Origin of the sequence: Flavobacterium flavipigmentatum (assembly GCF_020911905.1) — a bacterium.
GTDB classification, from domain to species: domain Bacteria; phylum Bacteroidota; class Bacteroidia; order Flavobacteriales; family Flavobacteriaceae; genus Flavobacterium; species Flavobacterium flavipigmentatum.
This window is the reverse complement of record NZ_CP087133.1, coordinates 2,861,137-2,886,835: the sequence shown is the minus strand read 5'-3', so window position 1 is coordinate 2,886,835 and position 25,699 is coordinate 2,861,137. Positions and strand designations below refer to the sequence as shown.

The window sequence follows — 25,699 nt, the reverse complement described above, 5'->3', positions numbered from 1 at the left end:
TTACTTTTAAAAACTAAAAAAATTATTTTACTAATTCGGCAGATTGGTTTCTAAAAACCAAGTTACCATCAAAAGCATCGATCAAAATGATACTGTCTGTGGTGATTTTTCCAGCCAGAATTTCTTTAGACAACTGGTTCAGCACCTCTCTCTGAATCACACGTTTTACAGGTCTTGCTCCGTACTGAGTATCATATCCTTTATCAGAAAGGTATTTGATGGCTTCAGGAGTTGCATCCATTGTTATGCCCTGAAGTGCTAACATTTTGGTTACACTTTTGAGTTGCAAACTCACAATTTTCGAAATATTTTCTATTGTTAGCGGCGTAAACAATACAATTTCATCGATACGATTGATAAATTCAGGTCGAACGATCTGTTTTAACAAACCTAAAACTTCTACTTTTGCAGCCTCAGTTGCTGCTTCGATTCCGCCTTTTAAATTATCAAACTTCTCCTGAATAATATGGCTTCCCATATTGGATGTCATGATGATAATCGTATTTTTGAAATCTGCTAATCGCCCTTTATTATCTGTCAAACGACCTTCATCCAAAACCTGCAATAAAATATTAAACGTATCGGGATGTGCTTTTTCTATCTCATCCAACAGAATTACAGAATACGGTTTTCTACGAACGGCTTCGGTCAGCTGGCCTCCTTCTTCATAACCCACGTATCCCGGAGGCGCACCTACCAATCTGCTTACGCTGTGGCGTTCCTGGTACTCACTCATATCGATTCGGGTCATGGCATTTTCGTCATCAAAAAGATATTCTGCCAATGCTTTTGCCAGCTCCGTTTTACCAACTCCTGTAGTTCCCAAGAACAAGAAAGTCCCCACTGGTTTTTTCATGTCTTGCAATCCCGCACGACTTCTGCGCACGGCGTCACTTACTGCCTCAATCGCTTCTTCCTGACCTACTACACGTTTGTGCAATTCGTCTTCCAGATGCAACAGCTTTTCTCTTTCGGTTTGCAGCATTTTCATCACTGGAATTCCAGTCCACTTTGCTACGACTTCGGCAATATCTTCTCGGGTGACTTCTTCTTTGATCAAAGAGTTACCTGACTGGTATTCTTGCAATTGTTTCAATAATACATCTAAACGCTCCTGAGCTTCTTTGATTTTTCCGTAACGAATTTCGGCTACTTTTCCGTAATCACCATCACGTTCGGCACGTTCGGCTTCGTGTTTAAAATCTTCTATTTCTAATTTTACAGCTTGAACACCATCTACAACATCTTTCTCCGTTTTCCATTTCGTGTAAATTTCGTTACGCTCCTCTTTGAGATTCGCCAAATCCATTCGTAAAATTTTGAGTTTGCTCTCTTCTTTTTCACGTTTAATGGCTTCGATTTCAATTTCAAGCTGCATGATTTTACGATCCAAAACATCTAATTCTTCTGGTTTTGAATTGATCTCCATACGTAATTTTGATGCCGCTTCGTCCATCAAATCGATAGCTTTATCAGGCAAAAATCGATTGGTAATGTAACGTTGCGAAAGTTCTACTGCAGCGATAATCGCTTCGTCTTTAATCTGAACTTTATGATGCGTTTCGTATTTTTCTTTGATACCACGCAAGATCGAGATGGCACTTTCGGTATCTGGTTCGTCTATTAAAACCTTTTGAAAACGACGTTCTAAGGCTTTGTCTTTTTCAAAATATTTTTGATATTCATCTAGAGTGGTAGCGCCAATAGCTCTCAACTCACCACGAGCCAAAGCCGGTTTTAAGATGTTGGCCGCATCCATAGCGCCTTCGCCTCCACCTGCACCTACAAGCGTGTGAATTTCATCAATAAATAAAACAATATCACCGTCTGCGGCGGTTACTTCTTTTACCACCGATTTTAAACGTTCTTCAAATTCTCCTTTGTACTTGGCACCTGCAATAAGCGCTCCCATATCCAGCGAGAAAACGATTTTATTTTTTAAATTTTCAGGAACGTCACCATCTACAATCCTATGCGCCAAGCCTTCGGCAATAGCGGTTTTACCCACTCCGGGTTCTCCTACCAGCATCGGGTTATTTTTGGTTCTGCGGGTAAGGATCTGCAGCACACGGCGAATTTCTTCATCACGGCCAATTACGGGATCAAGTTTTCCTGTGCGCGCCAGCTCATTTAAATTTTTAGCATATTTATTCAACGAATTGTAATTCTCCTCAGCTGAAGCTGATGTCACTCTTTCGCCTTTTCGAAGTTCCTCAATAGTGGCTTTCAATCCTTTTCCAGTTACACCCTGATCTTTCAGGATTTGCGCTACCTTGCTTTTAGAGTCAAAAATTGCTAAAATTAAATGTTCAATTGAAACATATTCATCGTTCATTTTTTGTGCAATAATCTCTGCTTCATTCAATGCTTTGTTTGCATCGCGTGAAAGCGTGATATCACCTCCTGAAACTTTTGGAAAACTTTGAATAGTAGCATCTAATAACTGCAGAAATAAAGGCAGATTTACATTTAATTTTTTCAAAATAAAAGGTGCTACATTTTCGTCTACTTCAAAAATAGCTTTAAAAATGTGCTCATTTTCTATTTGTTGCTGCCCATATCGTTGTGCCAATTGCTGTGATAGCTGAATAGCTTCCTGCGATTTGGTAGTAAATTTATTTATATTCATCTTTTTATATTTTAAGTTTTTTGTTTTGTTTATAAAAATCGATCTGATTAAAATTTGATTGGATTGAAGTAAATTTTAAAATTAAATCCTATAACTTTGTTTCAGAATGTTCAAAATACATTCCATAGTAAAATTAAAGACAAAATGACATTTAAAGTGATTTTTTACTCTTTATTTAATGTCAGAAAGTCATAAATCCAATCAAATATGAGTTTTTTCAATTCAATCTTCGGAAATTCTGACGCATCAGATACACCAAAAAGCAGTGTTAACTGGACAGAATTAACCGATATAGCACAATTAATGGAAGTTCAAGCGGTATCTAATGAAAAGCCGGTCTTCATTTTTAAGCACAGTACAAGATGCAGCATTAGCCGAATGGCTTTGAAGCAATTTGAGCGCGAATACGATTTGAATGATACTGTTGATGCTTATTTTCTTGACTTAATTGCACATCGCGATATTTCGAATGAAATTGCAAATCGTTTTAATGTGTACCATGAATCACCACAATTGATTTTAATCAAAAATGGAAAAGCAGTTTATGATGTTTCGCATAGTGATATTGATGCAATAGCTTTAAAAACTAAAGTTTAGTTTTTTTGTGTAAAATGTGAAATGTGAAAAACATCAATTTTTAGACGTTTCACATTTCACATTTTACTTTTAACAGAAACCAAATTAAAATGTTCCACCAGAACCACCTCCGCTAAAGCCGCCACCACCAAAATCCATTGGGGAAGCTTGTGGTTTTAGTTCGGGTTTTATTCCAAAAGCTGAGGCAACAATTAAAGCTTCGGCATTCAGGATAGCATTCGAATTATTAATTCTATCGGGTTTAAAGGTTAATCCAGTTTCGTTGTCTTTTAATTTTCTTATCGAAAAATAAGCAATTCCAAACAAGAAAACTCCGCCTAAAGTAAGCGCAATTTCTATGGGTAAAATCGAATGATAAAATCGGATCGTATAAATTGAAAAAGCAATTGCTAAAAAGCTAATCCAAAGGAGAATTCTATCTTTTGTTTTTAATGCCTGAACCAAGTAAATAGCGGGTACGATAAAAGTAAAAGCATAAAAGAAATAAGTAAACGGAATATCTTTTCCTTGCGCAATTTCGTCTCCTAACAACTCTAGAGAAAGCTCTCTTACAACCAAATAATTGCATGACAAATAAAACAGCACCAGACAAAAACTATTGGCAATCAAAATGCCTTTATGATAGTAATACTGAGTAGTTTTTTCATTCAATTTTTTAGTAAAAAAATAAAAACCCACTGCGAAAATCATCGCTACAAAAGGTAAAATTGTTTTTCCGATAGTTCCAAATTCAAATAGTCCGTAAAATAATATTGCAGAACAAGAGCAGCAAAAAACGAGCATTGACAAAAGATGCAGATATCTTTTGTACATAATAAACGAAGTAATTGCAACAAAAGTCGCGATTATTAGTTCGTTTTGGTCTGTTACGATCTCGAGTGCAATTCCTATATTTAGTATTGATCCTAAGATAAATGCATCTTCTAAACCATGCTGATAATAATTTTGATAGGATAAAGCCTCTGCGCCCACAAATCCTACGATCGCAAAAATAAAACAAACGATCTTGAAAAATGATTCATTGATACCCGATAATCCAAATAAAGCAATTACACCACAAATAGATAAGTACAAAAAGACTCCTAATAAAAAGAAACCGAGCCGAACCAAAATATTAGTATTGCTTTTGAATACTGGTAATTCATTTTTCAAAATTGATACCTGTTCTTTAGATATAAAACCTGCCTCTTGTAAAGAACGCGCTTCTTCGACCAAAATTAAATTCTCTAATAAAGTTTTATCGTGAACTATCATGCTGCAATTTCTTTGTTAAAGTTTTTAATTAATTTTATGAATATTACTATTGAACCAATAAAATAGACTGGCAAAATTATGACAAACAATTCCCAGATTTCAAAGAAATCAATGTATTCACAAATACTAAACAGGAAGACATTGATACCAATATAAGCGTAAATAATCATGAAAACATACAACGAAATTGCTTTAAGTTCGTAGCTGATTTTATAAAAATAATATGCAGATCCCGCTAAAACAACTACAAAAAGCATCCAAAGACTATTATTGTGATAATCGGTTAAACCGCTAATAGATGCAATACTTATCAAGTGCAAAGCGAAAGTTAAATAAAGGAGTTTAAAATGCGTTTTTAATGCAATTTTTGAACTATAAATAGTCCACACAATAAGGATTCCACCCAATAAAATCGCTGAATAAGTTAAGTTTTGACTGGCATAAAAATTATTCCTGAGCAAATCCTGCGGCGTGGCTGAGATACCCACATAAGCTGCTAAACCCGTAATCGCAATAGTTAGTACACTTTTATTATCAAAATAATAGGCACAGAAAAAACTAATTAGAGTCGGAATTAAAGTTGCTAAACCATAATGGGTTCCAAAAGCTTCATATTGAAACTGCAAATAACCTATAAAAATACATGTCAAGATAGTAGCGGCCAAAACCAAATATTCTAAAACAGGACTATCGAAAATGGTTTCTGTTTTTTGAAATCCTTTTGAATTTTTAAAACAATAGTAAAAACAAACGCCAATAATTATAAAGAGAATTGAAAGTATCGCAATATGGCCAATGGTATCAATGTTTTGATAAATTAAAATTCCGATTCCGGAAGTAAATAGCAAAACCGATAAATAAAGGAAAAATTTTAATTCCGCATGAAGCGAAAAAATATTGCGATTGCGGTATGCCGTAATTTCTTCAAACTGATTTTCAGTTATGAATTTACTTTCCAGAAGCTTTTTAGTTGCTTCGCCTTCAAACTTCTTCATATATTATTTTAAGATGCAAACCAAAAATAGTGTTTTTTTATTTGAATAAAACTCCAGCAGTAAAAATAAACTTACTAAATAAAACAGCTATTTAACTATGATGAGTGTTTATTACAATATCTTGCCAAAATGATAGTTTTTAACCATTATTAAACTAAATTAGTGTAATCGATTACAAATAAAACTATCTTACCAAATAACCTCCAAAAATTTATTTATAATGAAGAAAAATCTAATCCTACTCTTTTTCCTTCTGAATCTATCACCTCTTTTTGCCCATAATTATTATATAGAATCGCCTGAAGGATTTGGGGCTAAAGCCACTGGAGGCAGTACTTCAAATCCTATTACAGTAGCATCTTACGAAGATTTAGTTGCAAAAATAAAATCGAATTCTCCCGAGGTCATTTTAGTGTCCGGAACAATTACAATTCCGAGCGGAAAGCCTATACAGGAAATCGTTACGAATAAATCGATAATAGGATTGCCAGGTGCGAAACTTGTAAATGAAAACCAATCGAATCCCGGAGCGGGGATTTTGTATTTAAAATCGGGTTCGAATAATGTAATCATCAGAAATCTGGTTTTTATTGGTCCCGGATCTTATGATATTGATGGTCAGGACAATTTAACAGCCGACTGCACGAATCTTTGGGTGGATCACTGCGAATTTCAGGATGGTCAGGACGGTAACTTTGACAATAAAGGAAAAACAGATAATGTCACTATTTCATGGTGTAAATTTACCTATCTAAAAGGTGCCAAATTAGGAGGTTTTGGAGGAGCTGATGATCATAGCTTCAGCAACTTGATTGGTTCTAACAAGAACGATTTTCCTGCTGACGGACACTACAGTATCACTTTTAAAAACTGTTATTGGGCTAAAGGCTGTAAACAAAGAATGCCACGCGCCAGAAATGCAGAACTTCATATCTTAAATTGTTACTTCAACACGTCTGAATCCGGTTCTTTGGCGATTGGTTTAGGTGGTGGTGTAAAAAACACTAGCTGTTATATTGAAAGTACAGATTTTGCAAAAGTGGATAAGGTTTTTAGAGGATATACCAGCACAGACGGCGGAACCGTTGGAATCGCTTTTTCAAATTGTCGTAAAGGGCCTATGGATTTTGGTACCCCAGTAAATAAACCTTCCTATAATTATACTACAATTCCATTAGGAAAAGTCGAAGAATATGTAACGAATACGTCTTGTGGTGCGGGAGCAACTCTGCAGGTTAGTTCTACTGGCGTGATAAGTACAAGTTGTAAACAATAAAAGCGAATCACTATTTTTATTTGCATAAAAAAACCGATTTGTGTGTGATACAAATCGGTCTTTTTATGAATTGAAATACTTTTAAAAAGCAGCTTTCATTTTATCTTTTATAGCATCCAGACACAAATTATTAATGCTTCCTTCATGCGTATGTTGGGTCTCTTTTGGAGATTGATACGTTCCCGCTTCCAATTGCTCCGCAACCGCTTTGTAGGCGTCTCTAAAAGGCATTCCACTTACAACCATTTCGTTTAAAGTATCTACTGTAAAAAGATAATCGTATTTTTTATCTTTTAGAATATTGTCTTTTACCGTGATGTCTTTTACAGAGAAAATCGCAATATCCAAACACGCTTTTAGGTTTTGAAGCGCAGGAAACAAACCTTCTTTTAAAAGTTGTAAATCTCTGTGATAGCCACTTGGCAAATTATTGGTAATTAATGTGATTTCGTATGGCAAGGCCTGAATCTTATTGCATTTTCCTCGAATTAGCTCAAAAACATCAGGATTTTTTTTGTGTGGCATAATACTCGAACCTGTGGTAAGATGTGCCGGCAAACTGATAAAATCAAAGTTTTGGCTCATGTACAAACAAACATCCATCGCCAATTTTGATAAAGTGGCAGCAACGCTACTCATGGCAAAAGCTACCGTTTTCTCTGCTTTTCCACGACTCATTTGTGCGGCAACGGCATTAAATTTTAACGTTTCAAAACCTAATTCTTTGGTGGTAAAAGTCCTGTTGATAGGAAACGAACTTCCGTAACCAGCAGCAGATCCCAACGGATTTTGATCTACAATTTTTAACGCTGCGTTTAACATAGTTACATCATCTATTAAACTTTCGGCGTAAGCAGAAAACCACATTCCGAAAGATGATGGCATTGCAATTTGCAAATGCGTATAACCTGGTAATAAAACATTTTGGTGCTTTTCTGCAGATTCCATAAGCAAATCAAACAATGTTTTTACTTGTTCTTTTAAGGCTTTTACTTCGTCTTTTAAATACAAATGTACATCTACTAAAACCTGATCGTTACGAGAGCGTGCCGTATGGATTTTCTTTCCGGCATCACCCAATTTTACAGTTAATAAATATTCTATTTTAGAATGTACATCCTCAAAACTGTCTTCGATTTCAAAATTTCCTTTTGCAATATCAGCGATAATTTCGTTTAAAGCCTCAACTAGAGAAGTTGTTTCTTCTGAAGTCAACAACCCAATTTGCCCCAACATTTTTGCATGTGCAATCGAACCTAAAGCATCGTATTTTGCCAAAACCAAATCGAGTTCACGATCGTTACCAACGGTAAAATGTTCGATTTGTTTGTCTGTTGCAATTCCTTTTTCCCAAAGTTTCATAAGCTGTATGTTTTTTTGCTACACAGAGTTTCTCAAAGAAAAACTCAAAGATTCACAAAGTTTTATTTTAATTTATTGTGTTTCTTATTCACCGAATGTCCTAGCCCCGATAGTAGTGGAAATCCTTTTGTGCCGGGGTTCGGCACAAAAGATTGCAACGGATAGCGGGATTAGCTACTAAATAATATTATAATTTAAAGAAATCTGTTAGTATTTTGATGTACAAGTCGACACCTTCTTCGATTTCGTTGATAAAAATAAACTCGTCTGCCGAGTGTGAACGCAGCGTTTCACCAGGTCCTAATTTTAGAGATTGGCAACTCAAAACCGATTGATCTGAGAGCGTTGGTGAGCCGTAAGTTGTTCTTCCTAAAGCGATTCCAGCTTGCACTAAACCGTGCTCAATTGGAATAGAAGAAGCGTTTAAATGCATAGATCTTGGCGTAACCTCTGCTTTTACGTTGGCTTTTACGACTTCGAGAATTTCACTGTTCGAATAGCAATCGTTTACACGAATATCGATCACCAAATCACATTCTGATGGCACGACATTGTGCTGTTTCCCAGCATTAATCTGCGTTACAGTCATTTTTACTGGGCCCAAAACCTCTGAAATTTTATCGAATTGATAGTTTTTGAACCATTCCATTACTGGAATTGCTTTGTACAATGAATTATCATCGTTTTGATGTGCGGCGTGACTTGCCGTACCTTTTACTTTTACGTCAAGAACTAACAAACCTTTCTCAGCCACAGCCAATTGCATTAAAGTAGGCTCGCCTACAATGGCGCAATCTAATGTTGGTAAATGTTGCAAAACACTGTTTAAACCGTTTTTTCCGCTGCTTTCTTCTTCGGCGGAAGCCACAATTACAACATTATGAGACAAGTATTGATTCTCATAAAAATGTACAAAAGTTGCTAATAATGATACCAAGCATCCTCCTGCATCGTTGCTTCCTAGTCCGAATAATTTGCCGTCTTTTTCTATGGCTTTAAACGGATCATTTGTATAGGCTTGATTGGGTCTTACGGTATCATGATGTGAATTCAGTAAAAGCGTTGGTTTGCTTGGGTCAAAATATTTATTGAACGCCCAAACATTATTATTTTCTCTCTTGAAAGGAATTTGATTTTGATTGAACCAGTTTTCTATTAAAAGTGCTGTTTGATCCTCTTCACTTGAAAAGGAAGGAGTTTCAATCAAATTTTTTAATAGACTAATTGCTTCCTGGGTAAGCGTTGCAATATTTTTCATAGTTATGGTTTCTTTGCCGAAAAGGCACGAAGTCACAAAGTTTTAATTAAATCTGTGACATTTTTAATTTGTGTAAATTTCTTAAATTAATATTTAAAATTAATAGCGCAATTCTATTTTTTTGCCACAGATTAAAAGAATTTTCACAGATTTTTAATCCATTTTAATCCATTAATCTGTGGCATTACCTTTTATAAAGTAATGGTTGTATGCAGAACATCGGGATTTTGAAGCATTTTATGATGCCCGATTTTGATTTTTTGCACGCCTCTTGACAAACTATTAAAACAATTATCCAATTTTGGAATCATTCCGGAATGGATTACTTTTTCGGCTTTTAATTTCTTGTAAAGTTCTTCGTTTATCGCTGTAATTACTGAAGAATCATCTTCTGAATCTTGCAAAACACCTTGTTTTTCGAAACAATAGGTTAGCGTAACCTCAAAAACTTCCGATAAAGCAATGGATAGTTCACTTGCAATGGTATCGGCATTTGTGTTTAATAATTGTCCGTTTTTATCATGTGTAATGGCACAAAAAACGGGCACAATATTGTTTTCAAGCAAAGTCTTTAATAAAGTAGTATTGACTTGCTGTACATCTCCTACAAATCCGTAATCTATCGTGGGATGATTGCGTTTTACCGACTGTATCAAATTCCCGTCGGCTCCTGAAAAACCAATAGCATTATTATCTTTTGCCTGCAATTGCGCGACAATGTGTTTGTTGATTTGTCCTGCATAAATCATCACCACAACATCAAGCATTGGGGCATCAGTGATACGGCGTCCCTCAATCATTTGAGGGACTAAACCAATACTTTCCGCCATTTTTGTGGCCGATTTTCCGCCACCGTGTACCAGCACTTTATAGCCTTCGATCTTAGAAAAATCGGTTAAGAATTGTTCTAATTCTGTTGGGTTGTCAATTATGTTACCGCCAATTTTTATTACTTTAACTTCCATTTTTTTATAGGTTCAAAGATTCAAAGGTTCAGAGGGGCAAAAGGTTTTTTTTAAGGTTATACAACCTCTGAGCCTTTGCAACTTTGTGCCTTTGCACCTCAAATTATAACTTCTTTAAAATTTTCTGTAAAACCAATTGTGCCGAATAGGTTCTGTTATTCGCCTGCTGAATTACGATTGAATTTTCGCTATCGATCACTTCGTCACTTACTATCACGTTACGACGAACTGGCAGGCAATGCATAAACTTTCCATTATTGGTAAGAGCCATTTTCTCTGCTGTAACTGTCCAACTTGGGTCGATATTAGTTACTTTTCCGTAATCGTTGAAGTTACTCCAGTTTTTTACATAGACAAAATCAGCATTTTCGAATGCTTTGTCTTGATCGTATTCTATTTTACAATCTTTAGTGATTTCGGGGCTCAATTCGTACCCTTCAGGATGCGTGATTACAAAATCCATGTCTTTTTGCATTTGCATCATTTCTACAAACGAATTGGCAACCGCCTGAGGTAATGCCTTTGGATGCGGTGCCCATGAAAGCACTACTTTTGGTTTGTGTTTTGTTTTGTATTCCTCCATTGTGATGGCATCTGCCAACGATTGCATCGGATGACGAACCGCACTTTCCATGTTAACAATGGGCACAGTAGCATGTTTTAGAAACCCTGAAATTACCGTTTCGGCATAATCTTTTTCTTTGTCCATTAAACCTGCAAAGGCACGAATGGCGATAATATCACAATATTGCGACACTACTTCAGCCGCTTCTTTGATGTGTTCAGACGCGCCCGAATCCATGATGGCGCCGTCTTCAAATTCTAACGTCCAGCCTTCATTGGTAAAATTCATTACCATGACATTCATTCCTAAATTTAAAGCCGCTTTTTGCGTACTCAAACGCGTTCTCAGACTCGGATTAAAAAATAACATTCCCAATGTTTTATTTTTGCCTAACTTCTGATTTTTAAGTGGGTTCTTTTTGATTTTTAACGCACTTTTTACCCATTTTGATAATGAGTCGATATCTTGAATTGAAATGTAATTCATTGCTTTTTGTTTAATCGGTTAATGGTTAATTTGTTTATTTGATTAAAAAATTAACTTTATATTTTTCTTTTCTTTGTAGCGCTATCGATTAACCGAATTAACGATTAAATAAATAAACATTGCTACACAATTTTAGTAAACGGAATTTCGTCTTTTAATGCTTTTAAAATAAAATTATCATCCAATCCGTTGACGATCCAAGTTTCTATATTGGCCGCTTTTGCAATTCCGGCCGCCTCAATTTTGGATTGCATTCCGCCTGTTCCGTGTGATGATTTTGATTCTCCAATTTCTTTTTCTAAAGTTTCTAAATCCTTTACTAATTGTATAGTTTCGGGAATTTTATCATAAATGGAATTTTTCGTGTAAATGCCATTTGTATTGGTCGCAATGATAAGAATATCAACATTTAGAAGAACCGCCGTTAAAGCCGCTAGTTTGTCATTATCGCCAAACCGAATCTCATCTGTCGCAACAGTATCGTTTTCATTAATAATTGGAATATAATTATTTTCAACCAAAACATTGATGGTATTGACAATATTTACTTTTGATTGCTCTTTTTCGAAATCAGAATAAGACAATAAACATTGTGATGTCAACAAACCTAAATCACTGAAATTCTCATGAAAAATCCGCATTAAATGAGGTTGCCCAATCGAAGCAAGAGCTTGTTTTAATGCAATTTCTTTGCCTTTACTTTCGAGTTTTACAAATTGTTTTGCGGCGGCTATGGCTCCAGAACTCACGATTACAAATTCGTAATCTTTGTTTAAAGCGGCGATTTGCATCCCGATATCCTCAATTTTTCCCCGCGAAATATGATTGGTTTCCTTGGTTAAAGTATTGCTTCCTATTTTTAATAAAATCCGCTTTTTTTCCATTTTTATTATTTTAACCGCAGTTTTTTTAACCGCAAGTGCGCAAGGTTTTTTTATAATGTTGTGTTTACAAACGCTAAAATTCGCAAAGCTATATCATTAAATAAATTCCAAATTTTTAAATTCCAATAATCAAAAATCAGAAATCGTTAATCATTAATCATTAATCTAAAATCTGAACTTTAAAATCTAAAATTACCTAATCTGTCCCTCTCCGTAAACGTACCATTTATTGGTAACCAAATGTTGTAAACCAATTGGGCCTCTTTGATGTAATTTATCGGTGCTTATCGCTAATTCTCCGCCCAAACCAAACTGTCCACCGTCTGTAAAACGAGTCGAAGCATTTTGATAAACTGCTGCTGCATCAACTGCTTCCATAAATTCTTGTGCTACTTTATTGTCTTTTGTGATAATAACGGCCGAATGTCCGCCACAATATTTATTGATTTTTTCGATTGCATGTTCTTCAGAATCAATTGCTCCAATAACAATTTTATAATCTAAAAATTCTTCATACCAAATATCTTCGTTTTGAAGTGTTGCTGTATCTTCAAAATTTTCTAATGATTTATCGACGATTACTTCGACATTGAATTCTTTTAATTCTTCAATTAAAATAGCTGTAAAACCTTCAAAATTAGGCAATTTACAATCTATTAAAACCTTATCTACTGCATTGCAAGCTGATATTTTTGAAGTTTTTGCATTCAAAATTATTTTTAAAGCCAAATCTGTATCTGCTTTTTCATGAACGTAAACAAAATTATTTCCGCGACCACTTACAATTACTGGGCAAGTGGCGTGTTGCTTGACAAATTCAATTAGTTTTTCTCCTCCTCTCGGAACAATCAAATCTACTTTTTGAGTCGGTTTTTCTAAGAAAGCCTGTGTTTCAGCACGATCAAAGTTCAAATATTCTACCCAATCTTTAGCAACACCATTCTCTTCCAACGCTTGGTGCCACAAACTCACAATCTTCAAATTAGATTGTAGTGATTCTTTCCCGCCTTTTAATAAAATTTTATTTCCGGATTTAAAGGCAATTCCACCAGCTTCAATCGTGACATCTGGTCGAGATTCATAAATAATCAAAATAGTACCAAAAGCAGCCGTTTTATTAATCACTTTTATACCATTATCATGAACAAAATGAAAACGCTCTACTCCAACCGGATCTTCCTGAGAAGCCAATTGATTGAGTGACAAAATCATTTCTTCAACCTTTTTATCATCTACTTTTAAGCGTTCTTCCATAGCCAAATCTGAGCCATCGTAAGCCAGTAAATCTTCCTGATTGGTGAGAATTATTTGACTCCGCTCCTGCTCGACCAGCTTTGCCATGGTATGCAAAACTAAGTTTCGCTTTTCGATTGATAATGGATTCATTTTTTTTGTTTAAATGGTTAATCGTTAATTCGTTTAATCGATTAACCAGTTAAAGGATTAAATAAATTAACATTATAGCTCTTCCAAACTTTCTTTTAAAGCTACAATAAAGGTATCAATATCTGCTTTTTTTACTGTTAATGGCGGTAAAATTCTCAAGAGATTTTTATTGCTGGCACTTCCTGTAAAAATATGTTTCTCTATAATTAGTTTTTTTCGTAAAGCGGCTACATCAAAATCAAATTCAACGCCAAGCATCAATCCTTTACCTTTTACTCTTTTGATTCCAGGAACTTGTGTGATTTTTTCTGAGAAATAAGCCGAAACTTCGTTTACATTGTCTTGTAATTTCAATTTTTCTATGACATCCAAAACTGCAATTCCTGCAGCACAAGATAAATGGCTTCCGCCGAAAGTTGTTCCTAATAATCCGAAACTAGCTTCAAATTTTGGAGAGATCAAAATCCCGCCAATTGGAAAACCATTCCCCATTCCTTTCGCCACAGAAATAATATCAGCGCTAATGCCGTGATGTTGGAACGCAAAGAATTTTCCACTTCTTCCGTATCCTGATTGCACTTCATCCAAAATCAAGACTACATCGTGTTTTTTACATGCTTTTTCTAAAGCCTGAAAAAACTCGGTTGTTCCCTGATCTAAACCTCCAACACCTTGAATACCTTCGATAATTACAGCAGAAACATCGCCTTTTACTAATTCTGCTTCAACCAATTCTATTTGATTTAATGGCAAAAAAGTAACTACTTGTTGTGCGTTAATGGGGGCTACAATTTTTTTATTGTCTGTAACCGCAACAGCGGCAGAAGTTCTTCCGTGGAAAGAATTATCAAAAGCTATAATTCTCGATTTCCCGTTATGGAAAGAGGCTAATTTTAAGGCATTTTCATTCGCTTCAGCACCAGAACTGCATAAAAACAACTCATAATCTTCTAAACCCGAAAGCTTGCCTAATTTCTGCGCCAATTCAACCTGCAAAGGATTCTGAATCGCATTCGAATAAAATCCTAAATGATCTAATTGATCTTTCAATTTCGCCACATAATCAGGTTGCGTATGGCCGATCGAGATTACACCATGTCCGCTATATAAGTCTAAATATTCTACTCCGTTTTGGTCTGTAATTGTACAATCTAGTGCTTTTACAGGCGTAATATCGTAAAGTGGGTATACGTTGAATAAATTCATTTTTTCTTAGTTTAATTGTTTAACCTTTCTTTTGTTTAATCGATTAACCGAATAAACGATTAACCGTTCTGACAACAATTTAAAATCCGCTTGGTTTCAAATGTAAACCGGTGGTTTCTTCTAGTCCGAACATTAAATTCATGTTTTGAATCGCTTGTCCTGAAGCTCCTTTGGTTAAGTTATCAATAATAGAAGTGATTAAAATCCGGTTTCCTTTTTTCAATAAACTGATGATACATTTGTTGGTTTGAACGACTTGTTTCATGTTGATGTTTGTCGTGGTAACCGTTACAAAAGGCTCATTTTTATAAAAATCTTCATATTTGGCAACCAAATCTTCTAAACTTTCATCAGAAGTGGTGTACAAAGTCGCGAAAATTCCTCGAGTAAAATCACCTCTATTCGGAACAAAAATAAGTTCATCTGAAAAATCAGCTTGTAATTGATTCACACTTTGGTTGATTTCTCCCAAATGTTGGTGTTCAAAAGCTTTGTAATGCGACATGTTATTGTTTCTCCAGCTAAAATGCGAGGTTTCGGCAAGACTTACACCAGCACCCGTACTTCCAGTAGTTGCATTAATATGAACGTCATTTTTTAGCAAGTTATTTTTAGCCAAAGGCAATAAAGCCAACTGAATAGCCGTAGCAAAACAACCCGGATTTGCAATGTAATTTGCTTTTTTTATAGAAGATTTATTCAATTCAGGTAAGCCGTAAACGAATTCTTTTCCTTCGAAATGAGCATCTTTGGTCAATCTGAAGTCATTTCCTAAATCGATGATTTTAGTGTGACTCGCAAATTGATTTTCTTTCAAAAAAGAAATCGATTTTCCGTGACCCAGACATAAAAAAACCACATTTACATTAGGATTAATTGTATCTATAAAATTCATTTCAATGTCCCCCATCAAATCGTGATGCGCCACAGAAAGTGGTTTTCCTGCATTTGTTGTGCTGTAAACAAAATCGATGTTTACGTGGGGATGATACATTAATATTCTGATGAGTTCTCCGGCTGTGTAGCCAGACCCACCAATTATTCCGATATTAATCATGGTTTAAATGATTTACAGATGAAAATATATTTTGTGCATTTCCTAAAATCTTAATAAACCCTTTGGCATCATCAGACGTCCAAGCATTGTTCATCTCTCCGTATTGTCCAAAACCTGTATTCATCAAATCATTATCAGATTCAATTCCGTCAAGCGAAAAATGATATGGTTTTAGTGAAACGGTTACAACTCCATTTACAGTTGCCTGCGTGTCTTGTAAAAATGTTTCGATGTTACGCATTACAGGATCTAAAAACTGACCTTCGTGAAATAACATTCCGTACCAGTTTCCTAGTTGTTCTTTCCAGTATTGTTGCCATTTACCCAATGTATGTTTCTCTAATAAATGATGTGCTTTGATGATAATTAGCGGAGCAGCAGCCTCAAAACCAACTCTTCCTTTAATTCCGATAATGGTATCACCTACGTGAATGTCACGCCCGATTGCGTAAGCGTTTGCCAGTTTTTCAAGAGCTACGATATTGTTTGAAGGTTTGTCAATGGTACCATTTATACCTACCAATTCTCCTTTTTCAAAATGCAAAGTCACTTTTTCTTCGCCTTCTTTTTGCAATTGCGAAGGATATGCTTCACTTGGCAACGGTTTACCCGACGTCAAAGTCTCTTTACCTCCAACACTGGTTCCCCAAAGTCCTTTATTGATAGAATATTGTGCTTTTTCCCAAGAATAATGTACTCCGTTTTGAGCCAAATAATCTACTTCTTCCTGTCTCGAGAGTTTCAAATCTCTAATTGGGGTGATAATTTCAATTTCGGGAGCAATAGTTTGGAAAATCAAGTCAAAACGAATTTGATCATTTCCTGCGCCTGTGCTTCCGTGCGCGATAGCGCTTGCACCTACTTTTTTGGCATATTTTATAGCTTCAATAGCCTGAAAAACACGCTCAGCACTAACTGATAAAGGATACGTATTGTTTTTTAATACGTTTCCGAAAATCAAATATTTTATCGCTTTGTCATAATATTTATCTACAATGGTTAAGTTAGCGTGTTGCGCGCTTCCTAATTCGTAGGCTCTTTTTTCAATTGCTGATAATTCTTCAGCATCAAATCCTCCTGTATCTACTAGTACGGTATGCACTTCGTATCCTTTTTCGTTTTTCAAATATTTCAAACAATACGAGGTATCTAATCCTCCACTATAAGCTAATACAACTTTTTTCATTTTTTATAATTTAGGCCAATACTTTCGTATTTAGCAAGTTTGAGATTTCATTTTAATTAATATTCTTAGGATAAAAAACCGAAAGACAGCATTTTATTTAAAAATAAAGATTGCTTAATTTTTTTCAATCTTTTCAAAACAGCTTCATTAAAAGGATGTCTTGGCGGATCTTTTTGTTTTTCTTTAGGATCGTACAACATTCCAGTACATAGACACATTTTATTCTCTTTGCTTTTTAGAATTTCATAATTCGTACAGGTTTTACAGCCTGACCAAAAACTCGGATCTGTGGTAAGCTCTGAGAATGGCACAGGTTTATAACCTAAATCAGAGTTGATTTTCATGACAGCCAAACCGGTTGTAATACCAAATATCTTGGCATCTGGATATCTTTTTAGTGAATAATCAAACACTTTTGACTTGATTTTTTTGGCTAAACCTAAGCTTCGGTAATCCGGGTGCACAATTAAGCCAGAATGTGCCACGAATTTTCCGTGTTGCCAACTTTCGATATAACAAAAACCTGCAAATTTTCCGTCTGCCAAAGCAATCATCGCATCACCGCTCGACATTTTTTTCTGAATGTATTCAGGAGTCCTTTTAGCAATCCCCGTACCTCTTAATAAGGCCGATGATTCTATCGTGTCGCAAATTTCTTGCGCAAATTTGAAGTGTTCTTCCTGAGTAACAACAATAGAGATTTTCATTTCAATAGTTGAAGTTAGAGTTATAAATTAAAGCATTTTGTTGAGTATGAAATCTGAAAACCAATACAATAAAAATAGACAAGATAGAAGTAACTTTCTTAAAATCAAATAGTTGATTAAAAAAATTAAGGATACAATATGTACTTTTAGGATAGGTTTGTCCAATGGACAAATGATGTGATTTCAAAATGAAAAATGAATATAAATAAATACGCGGCGAAAAACTCTGTGAATACTATAGAGATAGCATCCGTACTTCGGGAGAAGTAGCAGGTGAGTTTGTCCGTGACAAAGAAGTTGTATGTAAACTTATTTTATTCATCGGTGCAAAAATACACTATTTTTTTATTCGTAAAACAAATTTTTAAAATTCTAACATATTTTTATCATATTGTGATTTTTGATCACAAAAAAACCCGATAGCAATCATTAACTATCGGGTTTTCAGAATTTTATTATTTTAAAAATTACTTTTTAGTAAACGGAATCACTTGTCCGTTATCTAAAATAATCATATCAAAACCTGTTTTAGCTTCATTAAATTTAAATTTTAGCCCCGCACGTTTCGATTCAAAACTATCTTTTTCGCCTGCTATTGGCTCTAAAGTAAACTTTGGATAATTGGTAATTTCGGCATTCAAAGTACTATTTTTCTCTGTAAGCTCAATTGTTAAAGGTGCTGTTGGTGTAGAAAAAAGACCTAAGTATCCGTCTAAAACAATGTCTTTTTCTACTTTGCCTGTTCCTGTTGTCCAAACATTATTGCTTTCGTTATAATCTGGAAAAACGTGATCTGGATCTAATGTTATGCTCTCTATTTCTTCTGTAGAATTATGCTTGAAAGACCAGTCTTTGTTACGTTGCCATATTTCGACCGGCAATTTAACTCTTTGTACTTTTCCGCTTTTTGTTTTCACATCCAAAACAATTGGCATAGGCATTTTATCAAAATTTTCAACTGTAATGATAACGCCTTTGGCAGGATCATTTTTTACATATTTGACAGAATTGATGCCTTGGTCAAAACGCCAGTTGTTTACGAACCAGCTTCTCCAGAACCAACTTAAATCCTCACCAGCGACGTTCTCGATTGTTCTAAAGAAATCATCTGGGGTTGGATGTTTGAAAGCCCAGCGTTCAACATAAGTGCGCAATGCTTTATCAAAACGTTCCTCTCCCAAAACTTGCTCTCTTAAAATTACCAATCCTGCGCCAGGCTTTGCATAACATAAAACGCCAATATTGGCTTCTTTCATATTATCTGGCGAACTCATGATTGTTTCTAATTTCGGACTTGTAAAATATTCTGCTTCCTGATGCAAATTAGCCGCTGGCTGTTTGTATTCGCCATTATTAAAGTCATAAGAGCTAACCGAGTTGATAAAAGTGTTAAAACCTTCATCCATCCAAGCAAATAAACGCTCGTTTGACCCTACAATCATAGGGAACCAAATATGTCCAAATTCGTGATCGGTTACTCCCCATAAATCATCGCCTTTAGATTTCCATCCGCAAAAAACGATTCCAGGATATTCCATACCACCTTCGTTTCCTGCCACGTTTGTAGCTGCCGGATAAGGATATTCAAACCATCTTTTAGAATAATTTTCGATAGATGCTTTGGTGTATTCTGTAGAACGACCCCAAGCCTCATTACCGGAACTTTCTACAGGATAAGCAGACAATGCCAACGCTTTTTTGCCACTTGGCAAGTTAATTTTTGCTCCATCTAAAATAAAAGCTGGAGAAGATGCCCAAGAAAAATCACGAGCATTTTTTATCTGATAATGCCACGTTTTTTCAGCGGTTGCATTTGTATTTGCTGTTGCGGCTACTTCATCAGCAGAGCGAATAACAATCGTTTTGTCACTTTGCTTTGCATCATTGTATTTCTTTAACTGTTCTGCCGAAAAAACCTGAGAACCGTTGATCAACTCACCAGAGCCTACCACATAATGATTGGCCGGCGCAGTAATTTTTACATCAAAATTACCGTATTCTAAGTAAAACTCAGATGCTCCCAAATACGGATTGGTATTCCAGCCTCGTACATCATCGTACACACACATGCGCGGGTACCATTGTGCAATTGTAAAAATCTTTCCGTTTTTGGTTTCTAAAACTCCCATTCTATCCGATCCTTCAAACGGAGCGATAAAAGAGAATTCTATTTTAATTTTTACAGAACCTCCTTTAGAAGCCAATTCTCCTGGAAGAAAAATTTGCATTCTGGTGTCGGTCACAATATATTTTGCCTCTACCTCTGTCTTTGTTTTTCCACCAGAAATAACTTTAACCGATTTGATTTTATTTCCGCCATCAAAAACCTGACCCTGAGCACCATTACGACTTCCTGTCAAGGGCAAAATTGCATTTCCCCTTGAATCTGATTTGAATAAATTTTGGTCCAAATTCAACCAAACAAACGATAATTTATCAGGACTATTATTAGTATAAGTAATTTCATCGGTACCAATAATTTCATTGGTAGCATTGTTCAACTTTACCGTTATCGCATAATCGGCTCTGTTTTGCCAATACTCAACACCTGGCTGGCCACTTGCAGAACGGGTTGGTGTACCATTTTTTGTGTAAAAATGAGGTGCAAACGCATCATGATAATCATAGTTATTAACTGGAGTCGCAGCTCCTGCAGATGGGGTTTGTTGCGCCCAAACAGAAGACATTCCAGCAAACAAAGCCATCGTTAAAAAGGCTTTTAAGGTTTGTTTTTTCATACTTTTTAGCTATTTATCTAGCAAATTAATGAAAAAAAAAGGTATTTATATAGAAAAATTAAAGCGTAAATTTATTTTCGAATAAAATTTATGAAATTAGTAATTTGAAAGTTTTTTTTAGAAAAGATAAAATTTATCAAATATATTTACAATGTAAAAAACTAATCCTTTTCAATCGTAAAATTTTGATCACAACCCTATCCAATGCAACGCTCAGTGCTTCTATAAAACATAAAGGAGCCGAATTATATTCTTTAAAAAACCATCAAAACCAACAGTACATCTGGGAAGGTGATCCAGCATTTTGGGGTAAACATTCACCTATTCTTTTCCCAATTGTAGGCACTTTAAAAAATAATACTTTTACCATTGATGGAAAAAAATATCAATTACCAAGACATGGTTTTGCTCGTGATATGGAATTTCAATTGATTGAAAAAACCGAAAATAGTGCCACTTTTTCATTACTGGCAACTTCAGAAACACTTTTGAATTATCCTTTTGAATTTGAATTGCAAATTATTTACACCCTGAAAGAAAATGCCTTGGTTATTGCTTATAAAGTAGTTAATAAAAATAATTCGAAATTGCCTTTTTCTATTGGTGCACATCCTGCCATTGCTCTGCCAGGTGATTTTGAAAGTTATGCTTTTGAATTTGAAAAAGAGGAGAAACTAACATTTTTTCTGCTTGAAAATGATTTAATTTCGAATAAAACCAAAATTTTAGAGACTACAAAAAATGTAGTACCCTTGACGTATGAGCTGTTTAAAAATGACGCTTTGATTTTTAAAAATCTAAAATCTAAATCCTTGAGTATTCTTAAAAATTCAAAAGCGTATGTAAAAGTTGATTTTGAAGATTTTCCGAGTTTAGGACTTTGGACAAAAGATCAAGCTCCGTTTGTCTGTATCGAACCTTGGTTAGGTTACTCGGACACGACTGATAATTCTGGTGATTTATTCGAAAAAGAAGGAATTTTTATTTTGGATGCTCATCAGACTTTCGATGCAAAATTTAGTATCACAATATTATAACGCAAAAAAATGCTAATATTCAATTTTAATCCATTTCCAGTAATTACAACTGAGCGTTTGCTTTTAAAACGCATAACAAATGAGGATGTTGCAGAAATTTTTGAACTACGTTCGAATCCTGAAACGATGAAATATATCCCGAGACCTTTGGTAAAAACAACCGAAGATGCTCTGGAACATATCACTATGATCGAAGATAAAATTGAAACAAATACCGGTATAAATTGGGGAATAACACTCAAAGGAAACCCGAAGTTACTCGGAATTATAGGGTATTACAGATTGCAGCCCGAAAATTATCGTGCCGAAATTGGTTATATGTTATTACCTAATTATCACGGTAAAGGAATCATTCCGGAAGCGGTAAATAGATTGATTGATTATGGTTTTGATGAGTTGCATCTGCACTCAATAGAAGCTGTTATTGATCCGGAGAATCTTGCCTCAGAAAAGGTCTTGCAAAAATGTGGTTTTGTAAAAGAGGCACATTTTAAAGAATCTGACTTTTATGAAGGTCGTTTTTTAGATAAAGTAATTTACTCATTATTAAAGAGTAAGTAATTTTAACACTTTAAGAAAAAAACAATTCTCGTTAAATTATACTATTTCGATAATAGTAAATAGGCAGTTTACGTTATATTTGCACGCGAAATAATAAATTTTGCATTATACCTGCACTTATAAAATCTCTTCCATGAAAAAATTATTGATTTTAATTTTTGTTTTTGTTACTGTAACATCCCAAAGCCAGACTTATTTAAAATTTAATGCCGTTTCTGCATTAATTTTAGTTCCTAATGTTGGAATTGAAACCAGTATTGGCAAAAAAACTACTTTTAGCGTTGATGTTATGGCTTCTTTTTGGGAATCTTTTAATGGACATAGTCCGATGAAACTTTACACGCTGACTCCTGAAGTTCGTTACCATTTTAAAGAAAAATACAACGGATTATATGTTGGAGGGCATGCGGGACCAGACATTTATGAATTACAAAAATGGAATTATTTTAATACAAACATGTATGAGCATGGTTTCGGCTATCGATTAGGAGTTACCGTGGGTTATAATGTAAAAGTAAGTGACAAATTGTTGCTGGATATTTTTGCAGGAGGCGGATGGCATCAAGGTTTTTACCACGGATATTACAACGACGGAACGCCTGGAAGGTACGAAAAAGCAAAAAACTGGAACAAAAGTGGCGAATGGCTTCCGTACCGCGGAGGCGTAATGCTTTCGTACAAACTTAACTAGTTTTCAGGAAACTTCGGAATTGATTTTATATACAATTCTTCTACCTTTTTGCGCGCCCAATCTGTTTTTCTTAAAAAAGTTAAACTCGATTTTACACTTGGATTTGATGTAAAACACTTTATCGGAATCAATTCTGCTAAAGTATCAAAACCATAAAAAGTAACTAGGGTTTCGACTATTTTTTGAAGTGTAAGGCCGTGTAAAGGATCTTTTGACTGGTTTTGCATCTTAGAATTTTAGAATAACAATAAAAAGACCGTCCTCTAAAAAAGTACGGTCTTTCTTTTTTACAAAATTAGTAAATTGAAATCTAAATTAATCCATAACTTTTTAGAATATAAATTTAAATCCAACTGAAAGTTCCGAGCCACGCTGTATCTCAAACTTGATTTATATTTATACTTTCAATTTTAGATAATAGATGGAATGTTTAAAAGCTTCACTTTTTTTCAATATTGAAATTATTTAACAAAGTTTCTAAGTAAGTTTACGATGTTAAATAACAAAAATAACAGCGCAAAAAAAATCTTTCATTATATTTGATGACGTAAAAGTTTTCAATTTTGCATACCTTTGCTACTATGTTAAAAACAGTCAATATACTTAATAAAAGAGCCCGTTTTGATTTTGAAATAATCGATACCTACACTGCTGGGATCGTTTTATCCGGTACCGAAATCAAATCGATACGACTAGGAAAAGCCAATATCACCGAAAGTTTTTGTGAATTTAGCAATCTCGAATTGTTTGCAATCAATACTTATATCGAAGAATATACCTTTGGAAACCAATTCAATCATAAATCAAGAAGCGAAAGAAAATTGCTTTTGAATAAAAAAGAGCTAAAAACTCTTCAAAAAAGTGTTCAGGCAAAAGGATTGACCATTGTTCCTCTTAAATTGTTTACCAACGAAAAAGGTTTGGCCAAGCTTCAAATTGGTCTTTGTAAAGGAAAGAAAAACTACGACAAACGCGAATCGCTGAAAGAACAGGATACGAAACGTGATTTGGACCGTATAAAAAAAGCATACAATTAAAAAAAAGTCCAAATTTGAAAAGTCTTAAAATCAAAAGACTAGAGCACTTTTATTCCTTAACTCAACAAGAAAACAATATTTAAAGTATTGTTTTTTTTATCAAAAGAAAATGACTCAATTTGTCAAGACTTTTTTTAACACGTTTTTTAAATGAAAACACTTCTTAAAAATGCTCGTGAGCAAAAAGGATTTAAAACTCGTGAAGTAGCGCAAATTCTGGGTATTGATCAGGCTTTGATTAGTAAATTTGAAACGGGAACCCGAAAACCAACCAAAGAACAAGTAACAAAATTGGCACAGCTTTTAGAAATAGATTATGAGACGATCATGATCGCATGGCTAAAGGAAAAAATTCTTTACGAAATTGGCAACGAAGAATTTGCCTTGAAAGCTTTACTGCTCGCAGAAAAAGAACTTCAGAAAAATAAAAAAACAATCCATTCTACATTTTTAACCACGATACAAAGCGTTCTGGACGAAATTGAAACTTTAAAACAACAAATTCAGTCATTTCACCATTTTGATTTACACCGTATTTCTAAAATCCTCGAATTAGAATTTATCTCTGAAAGTAATCGTTTGAATGGAAACTCGCTAACATTAGAAGAAACTAAATCTGTTATAAATGAAGGACAAACCATTACCGGAAAAAGCATGAATGAACATCTTGAAGCTATTAATCTTCACGAATCAGTTGCTTACATTAAAGATTTAAATCAGAAAAAAGTACCCATCACCGAAAAAGATTTTCTAAACATTCATAATCTTGCTTTGAGAGGTATAAAACCAGAAAAATCAGGGAAATATAAAAACGATCCAGAAATCATTCGTGAAATGAATTTGTTTTTTAATTGGTACGAAACCAACAAAAATAACCTGCATCCAATACTTTTGTCATCAGAAGCACATCTAAAAATCCTGACAGTCCTTCCTTTTGAAAAAGGCAATCTACAAATAGCAAATTTATTGATGAACTGGATTTTACTTCAAAATGGGTATGTTTTTGCTACCATACAAGGAGATGAAAAACATAAAAATGAATATTTACAGGTTGTGGAACAATTTCAGAACACGAATGATAAATCTTTTTTTATAAATTATATCCTTCAAATCGAAAAAGAAAATCTAATTCGCGCCATTGACTTAGTCTCCAAATAAAAATTAAAAAAACTTTCTTTGCTTAATTTTTATCTTCTAATAAGGGAACAAATCGAAATTCTCCAAACTCATGTTTTTCAAATTGTGTCTCGTTTTTACGGATCAATAATGTCATAATCTGCACTTGTTCTCCCAACGGAATAACCAACCTGCCTCCTATTTTAAGCTGCGCCATCAAAGGCTGCGGAATAAAGGGCGCACCCGCTGTCACTATAATACCATCAAATGGCGCATGATGTGGCAAACCTTTATAGCCATCACCAAAAGAAAGATGTTTTGGTCGAATATTGAGCTTAGGAAACAAAATAGAGGTTTGTTTGAACAACTCGTTTTGTCTTTCTACACTATATACTTTTGCTCCCAACATGCATAAAACTGCTGTCTGATAACCAGAACCAGTGCCAATTTCGAGAATTTTATGCTCTTTTTTCACTTCCAGAAGTTGAGATTGAAAGGCAACGGTGTAAGGCTGCGAAATAGTTTGCCCCGCTCCTATCGGAAAAGCCTTGTCCTGATAAGCATAATCTTCAAAACTTGAATTCAGAAAAAGGTGTCTTGGGATTTTTTTTATCACATCCAAAACAGCTTTATCGGTAATTCCTTTTTGTTCTAAAGTGCTTACTAATTGATTGCGAAGTCCTTGATGTTTGGCTGTATCTTTCAA

23 protein-coding genes are annotated in these 25,699 nt (G+C 34.7%); 7 read left to right on the top strand and 16 right to left on the bottom strand.

Annotated features, from left to right (window positions below; genetic code table 11):
• Nucleotides 1–22: 22 nt before the first annotated feature.
• Nucleotides 23–2,629, bottom strand: a complete 2,607-nt coding sequence (gene clpB / locus LNP22_RS12550) for an ATP-dependent chaperone ClpB (RefSeq protein ID WP_229973751.1) — start codon at nucleotides 2,627–2,629, stop codon at nucleotides 23–25.
• A 207-nt stretch (nucleotides 2,630–2,836) separates the two neighbouring features.
• Here clpB and ytxJ point away from each other — a divergent pair, with 207 nt between their 5' ends.
• Nucleotides 2,837–3,226, top strand: a complete 390-nt coding sequence (gene ytxJ / locus LNP22_RS12545; protein WP_229973750.1) for a bacillithiol system redox-active protein YtxJ — start codon at nucleotides 2,837–2,839, stop codon at nucleotides 3,224–3,226.
• Between the two features lie 84 nt (nucleotides 3,227–3,310).
• Here the strand turns inward: ytxJ and LNP22_RS12540 are convergent, their stop codons facing one another.
• Nucleotides 3,311–4,480 carry a hypothetical protein gene (locus LNP22_RS12540; RefSeq protein WP_229973749.1) on the bottom strand — a complete coding sequence of 390 codons (1,170 nt, stop codon included), beginning with the start codon at nucleotides 4,478–4,480 and terminating at the stop codon, nucleotides 3,311–3,313.
• Entirely contained in the window at nucleotides 4,477–5,475 is a 999-nt protein-coding gene (locus LNP22_RS12535; RefSeq protein WP_229973748.1) for a DUF2157 domain-containing protein, read from the bottom strand. The genes LNP22_RS12540 and LNP22_RS12535 overlap by 4 nt, the downstream gene beginning before the upstream one ends.
• 220 nt (nucleotides 5,476–5,695) lie before the next feature.
• Between LNP22_RS12535 and LNP22_RS12530 the strand changes: the two genes are divergently transcribed.
• Entirely contained in the window at nucleotides 5,696–6,751 is a 1,056-nt protein-coding gene (locus tag LNP22_RS12530) for a pectate lyase family protein (RefSeq protein ID WP_229973747.1), read from the top strand.
• A gap of 81 nt (nucleotides 6,752–6,832) precedes the next feature.
• Here the strand turns inward: LNP22_RS12530 and argH are convergent, their stop codons facing one another.
• The 11 genes from argH to LNP22_RS12475 form a co-directional block, all read right to left on the bottom strand.
• Complete coding sequence (argH, locus tag LNP22_RS12525; RefSeq protein ID WP_229973746.1) at nucleotides 6,833–8,113, bottom strand: argininosuccinate lyase; 1,281 nt, start codon at nucleotides 8,111–8,113, stop codon at nucleotides 6,833–6,835.
• 187 nt (nucleotides 8,114–8,300) lie between these two features.
• A complete protein-coding gene (locus LNP22_RS12520) occupies nucleotides 8,301–9,371 on the bottom strand; it encodes a M20 family metallo-hydrolase (protein ID WP_229973745.1) in 1,071 nt (356 codons plus the stop codon).
• 191 nt (nucleotides 9,372–9,562) lie between these two features.
• Nucleotides 9,563–10,336 (bottom strand): acetylglutamate kinase, encoded by a 774-nt coding sequence (argB, locus tag LNP22_RS12515; RefSeq protein WP_229973744.1) that lies wholly within the window; start codon nucleotides 10,334–10,336, stop codon nucleotides 9,563–9,565.
• 103 nt (nucleotides 10,337–10,439) lie between these two features.
• Nucleotides 10,440–11,387 carry an N-acetylornithine carbamoyltransferase gene (locus LNP22_RS12510; RefSeq protein ID WP_229973743.1) on the bottom strand — a complete coding sequence of 316 codons (948 nt, stop codon included), beginning with the start codon at nucleotides 11,385–11,387 and terminating at the stop codon, nucleotides 10,440–10,442.
• A 122-nt stretch (nucleotides 11,388–11,509) separates the two neighbouring features.
• Nucleotides 11,510–12,271, bottom strand: coding sequence for a glutamate 5-kinase (proB, locus tag LNP22_RS12505; protein WP_229973742.1), 762 nt, complete (start codon nucleotides 12,269–12,271; stop codon nucleotides 11,510–11,512).
• Between the two features lie 192 nt (nucleotides 12,272–12,463).
• Nucleotides 12,464–13,657, bottom strand: a complete 1,194-nt coding sequence (locus tag LNP22_RS12500) for a glutamate-5-semialdehyde dehydrogenase (RefSeq protein WP_229973741.1) — start codon at nucleotides 13,655–13,657, stop codon at nucleotides 12,464–12,466.
• Nucleotides 13,658–13,729: 72 nt separating this feature from the next.
• Nucleotides 13,730–14,863 carry an aspartate aminotransferase family protein gene (locus LNP22_RS12495; RefSeq protein WP_229973740.1) on the bottom strand — a complete coding sequence of 378 codons (1,134 nt, stop codon included), beginning with the start codon at nucleotides 14,861–14,863 and terminating at the stop codon, nucleotides 13,730–13,732.
• Between the two features lie 79 nt (nucleotides 14,864–14,942).
• The gene (argC, locus tag LNP22_RS12490) at nucleotides 14,943–15,920 is read right to left on the bottom strand and encodes an N-acetyl-gamma-glutamyl-phosphate reductase (RefSeq protein WP_229973739.1); all 978 of its coding nucleotides are present in this window, start codon (nucleotides 15,918–15,920) and stop codon (nucleotides 14,943–14,945) included.
• Entirely contained in the window at nucleotides 15,913–17,106 is a 1,194-nt protein-coding gene (locus LNP22_RS12485) for an argininosuccinate synthase (RefSeq protein ID WP_229973738.1), read from the bottom strand. The genes argC and LNP22_RS12485 overlap by 8 nt, the downstream gene beginning before the upstream one ends.
• 65 nt (nucleotides 17,107–17,171) lie before the next feature.
• A complete protein-coding gene (locus LNP22_RS12480) occupies nucleotides 17,172–17,813 on the bottom strand; it encodes a GNAT family N-acetyltransferase (protein WP_210665889.1) in 642 nt (213 codons plus the stop codon).
• A gap of 467 nt (nucleotides 17,814–18,280) precedes the next feature.
• Nucleotides 18,281–20,551 carry a M1 family metallopeptidase gene (locus tag LNP22_RS12475; protein WP_229973737.1) on the bottom strand — a complete coding sequence of 757 codons (2,271 nt, stop codon included), beginning with the start codon at nucleotides 20,549–20,551 and terminating at the stop codon, nucleotides 18,281–18,283.
• 185 nt (nucleotides 20,552–20,736) lie between these two features.
• Between LNP22_RS12475 and LNP22_RS12470 the strand changes: the two genes are divergently transcribed.
• From LNP22_RS12470 to LNP22_RS12460, 3 genes are all read left to right on the top strand, one after another.
• Complete coding sequence (locus LNP22_RS12470) at nucleotides 20,737–21,588, top strand: aldose 1-epimerase family protein (RefSeq protein ID WP_229973736.1); 852 nt, start codon at nucleotides 20,737–20,739, stop codon at nucleotides 21,586–21,588.
• A gap of 9 nt (nucleotides 21,589–21,597) precedes the next feature.
• Nucleotides 21,598–22,149, top strand: a complete 552-nt coding sequence (locus LNP22_RS12465; protein WP_229973735.1) for a GNAT family N-acetyltransferase — start codon at nucleotides 21,598–21,600, stop codon at nucleotides 22,147–22,149.
• Nucleotides 22,150–22,282: 133 nt separating this feature from the next.
• Nucleotides 22,283–22,840 carry a DUF3575 domain-containing protein gene (locus LNP22_RS12460; protein WP_229973734.1) on the top strand — a complete coding sequence of 186 codons (558 nt, stop codon included), beginning with the start codon at nucleotides 22,283–22,285 and terminating at the stop codon, nucleotides 22,838–22,840.
• Here LNP22_RS12460 and LNP22_RS12455 read toward each other — a convergent pair.
• The gene (locus LNP22_RS12455) at nucleotides 22,837–23,067 is read right to left on the bottom strand and encodes a VF530 family protein (protein ID WP_210665894.1); all 231 of its coding nucleotides are present in this window, start codon (nucleotides 23,065–23,067) and stop codon (nucleotides 22,837–22,839) included. The two genes, LNP22_RS12460 and LNP22_RS12455, sit on opposite strands and share 4 nt — an antisense overlap.
• A gap of 354 nt (nucleotides 23,068–23,421) precedes the next feature.
• Here LNP22_RS12455 and smpB point away from each other — a divergent pair, with 354 nt between their 5' ends.
• Nucleotides 23,422–23,877 carry an SsrA-binding protein SmpB gene (smpB, locus tag LNP22_RS12450; RefSeq protein WP_210665896.1) on the top strand — a complete coding sequence of 152 codons (456 nt, stop codon included), beginning with the start codon at nucleotides 23,422–23,424 and terminating at the stop codon, nucleotides 23,875–23,877.
• Between the two features lie 150 nt (nucleotides 23,878–24,027).
• Nucleotides 24,028–25,035, top strand: coding sequence for a helix-turn-helix domain-containing protein (locus LNP22_RS12445; RefSeq protein ID WP_229973733.1), 1,008 nt, complete (start codon nucleotides 24,028–24,030; stop codon nucleotides 25,033–25,035).
• A gap of 22 nt (nucleotides 25,036–25,057) precedes the next feature.
• Here the strand turns inward: LNP22_RS12445 and LNP22_RS12440 are convergent, their stop codons facing one another.
• Nucleotides 25,058–25,699, bottom strand: a complete 642-nt coding sequence (locus tag LNP22_RS12440) for a protein-L-isoaspartate(D-aspartate) O-methyltransferase (protein WP_229973732.1) — start codon at nucleotides 25,697–25,699, stop codon at nucleotides 25,058–25,060.

What these genes read in the sequence shown, in the direction of transcription:
- clpB (WP_229973751.1), bottom strand. Translation starts at nt 2,629, where the DNA reads ATGAATATAAATAAATTTACTACCAAATCGCAGGAAGCTATTCAGCTA.
- ytxJ (WP_229973750.1), top strand. Translation starts at nt 2,837, where the DNA reads ATGAGTTTTTTCAATTCAATCTTCGGAAATTCTGACGCATCAGATACA.
- LNP22_RS12540 (WP_229973749.1), bottom strand. Translation starts at nt 4,480, where the DNA reads ATGATAGTTCACGATAAAACTTTATTAGAGAATTTAATTTTGGTCGAA.
- LNP22_RS12535 (WP_229973748.1), bottom strand. Translation starts at nt 5,475, where the DNA reads ATGAAGAAGTTTGAAGGCGAAGCAACTAAAAAGCTTCTGGAAAGTAAA.
- LNP22_RS12530 (WP_229973747.1), top strand. Translation starts at nt 5,696, where the DNA reads ATGAAGAAAAATCTAATCCTACTCTTTTTCCTTCTGAATCTATCACCT.
- argH (WP_229973746.1), bottom strand. Translation starts at nt 8,113, where the DNA reads ATGAAACTTTGGGAAAAAGGAATTGCAACAGACAAACAAATCGAACAT.
- LNP22_RS12520 (WP_229973745.1), bottom strand. Translation starts at nt 9,371, where the DNA reads ATGAAAAATATTGCAACGCTTACCCAGGAAGCAATTAGTCTATTAAAA.
- argB (WP_229973744.1), bottom strand. Translation starts at nt 10,336, where the DNA reads ATGGAAGTTAAAGTAATAAAAATTGGCGGTAACATAATTGACAACCCA.
- LNP22_RS12510 (WP_229973743.1), bottom strand. Translation starts at nt 11,387, where the DNA reads ATGAATTACATTTCAATTCAAGATATCGACTCATTATCAAAATGGGTA.
- proB (WP_229973742.1), bottom strand. Translation starts at nt 12,271, where the DNA reads ATGGAAAAAAAGCGGATTTTATTAAAAATAGGAAGCAATACTTTAACC.
- LNP22_RS12500 (WP_229973741.1), bottom strand. Translation starts at nt 13,657, where the DNA reads ATGAATCCATTATCAATCGAAAAGCGAAACTTAGTTTTGCATACCATG.
- LNP22_RS12495 (WP_229973740.1), bottom strand. Translation starts at nt 14,863, where the DNA reads ATGAATTTATTCAACGTATACCCACTTTACGATATTACGCCTGTAAAA.
- argC (WP_229973739.1), bottom strand. Translation starts at nt 15,920, where the DNA reads ATGATTAATATCGGAATAATTGGTGGGTCTGGCTACACAGCCGGAGAA.
- LNP22_RS12485 (WP_229973738.1), bottom strand. Translation starts at nt 17,106, where the DNA reads ATGAAAAAAGTTGTATTAGCTTATAGTGGAGGATTAGATACCTCGTAT.
- LNP22_RS12480 (WP_210665889.1), bottom strand. Translation starts at nt 17,813, where the DNA reads ATGAAAATCTCTATTGTTGTTACTCAGGAAGAACACTTCAAATTTGCG.
- LNP22_RS12475 (WP_229973737.1), bottom strand. Translation starts at nt 20,551, where the DNA reads ATGAAAAAACAAACCTTAAAAGCCTTTTTAACGATGGCTTTGTTTGCT.
- LNP22_RS12465 (WP_229973735.1), top strand. Translation starts at nt 21,598, where the DNA reads ATGCTAATATTCAATTTTAATCCATTTCCAGTAATTACAACTGAGCGT.
- LNP22_RS12460 (WP_229973734.1), top strand. Translation starts at nt 22,283, where the DNA reads ATGAAAAAATTATTGATTTTAATTTTTGTTTTTGTTACTGTAACATCC.
- LNP22_RS12455 (WP_210665894.1), bottom strand. Translation starts at nt 23,067, where the DNA reads ATGCAAAACCAGTCAAAAGATCCTTTACACGGCCTTACACTTCAAAAA.
- smpB (WP_210665896.1), top strand. Translation starts at nt 23,422, where the DNA reads ATGTTAAAAACAGTCAATATACTTAATAAAAGAGCCCGTTTTGATTTT.
- LNP22_RS12445 (WP_229973733.1), top strand. Translation starts at nt 24,028, where the DNA reads ATGAAAACACTTCTTAAAAATGCTCGTGAGCAAAAAGGATTTAAAACT.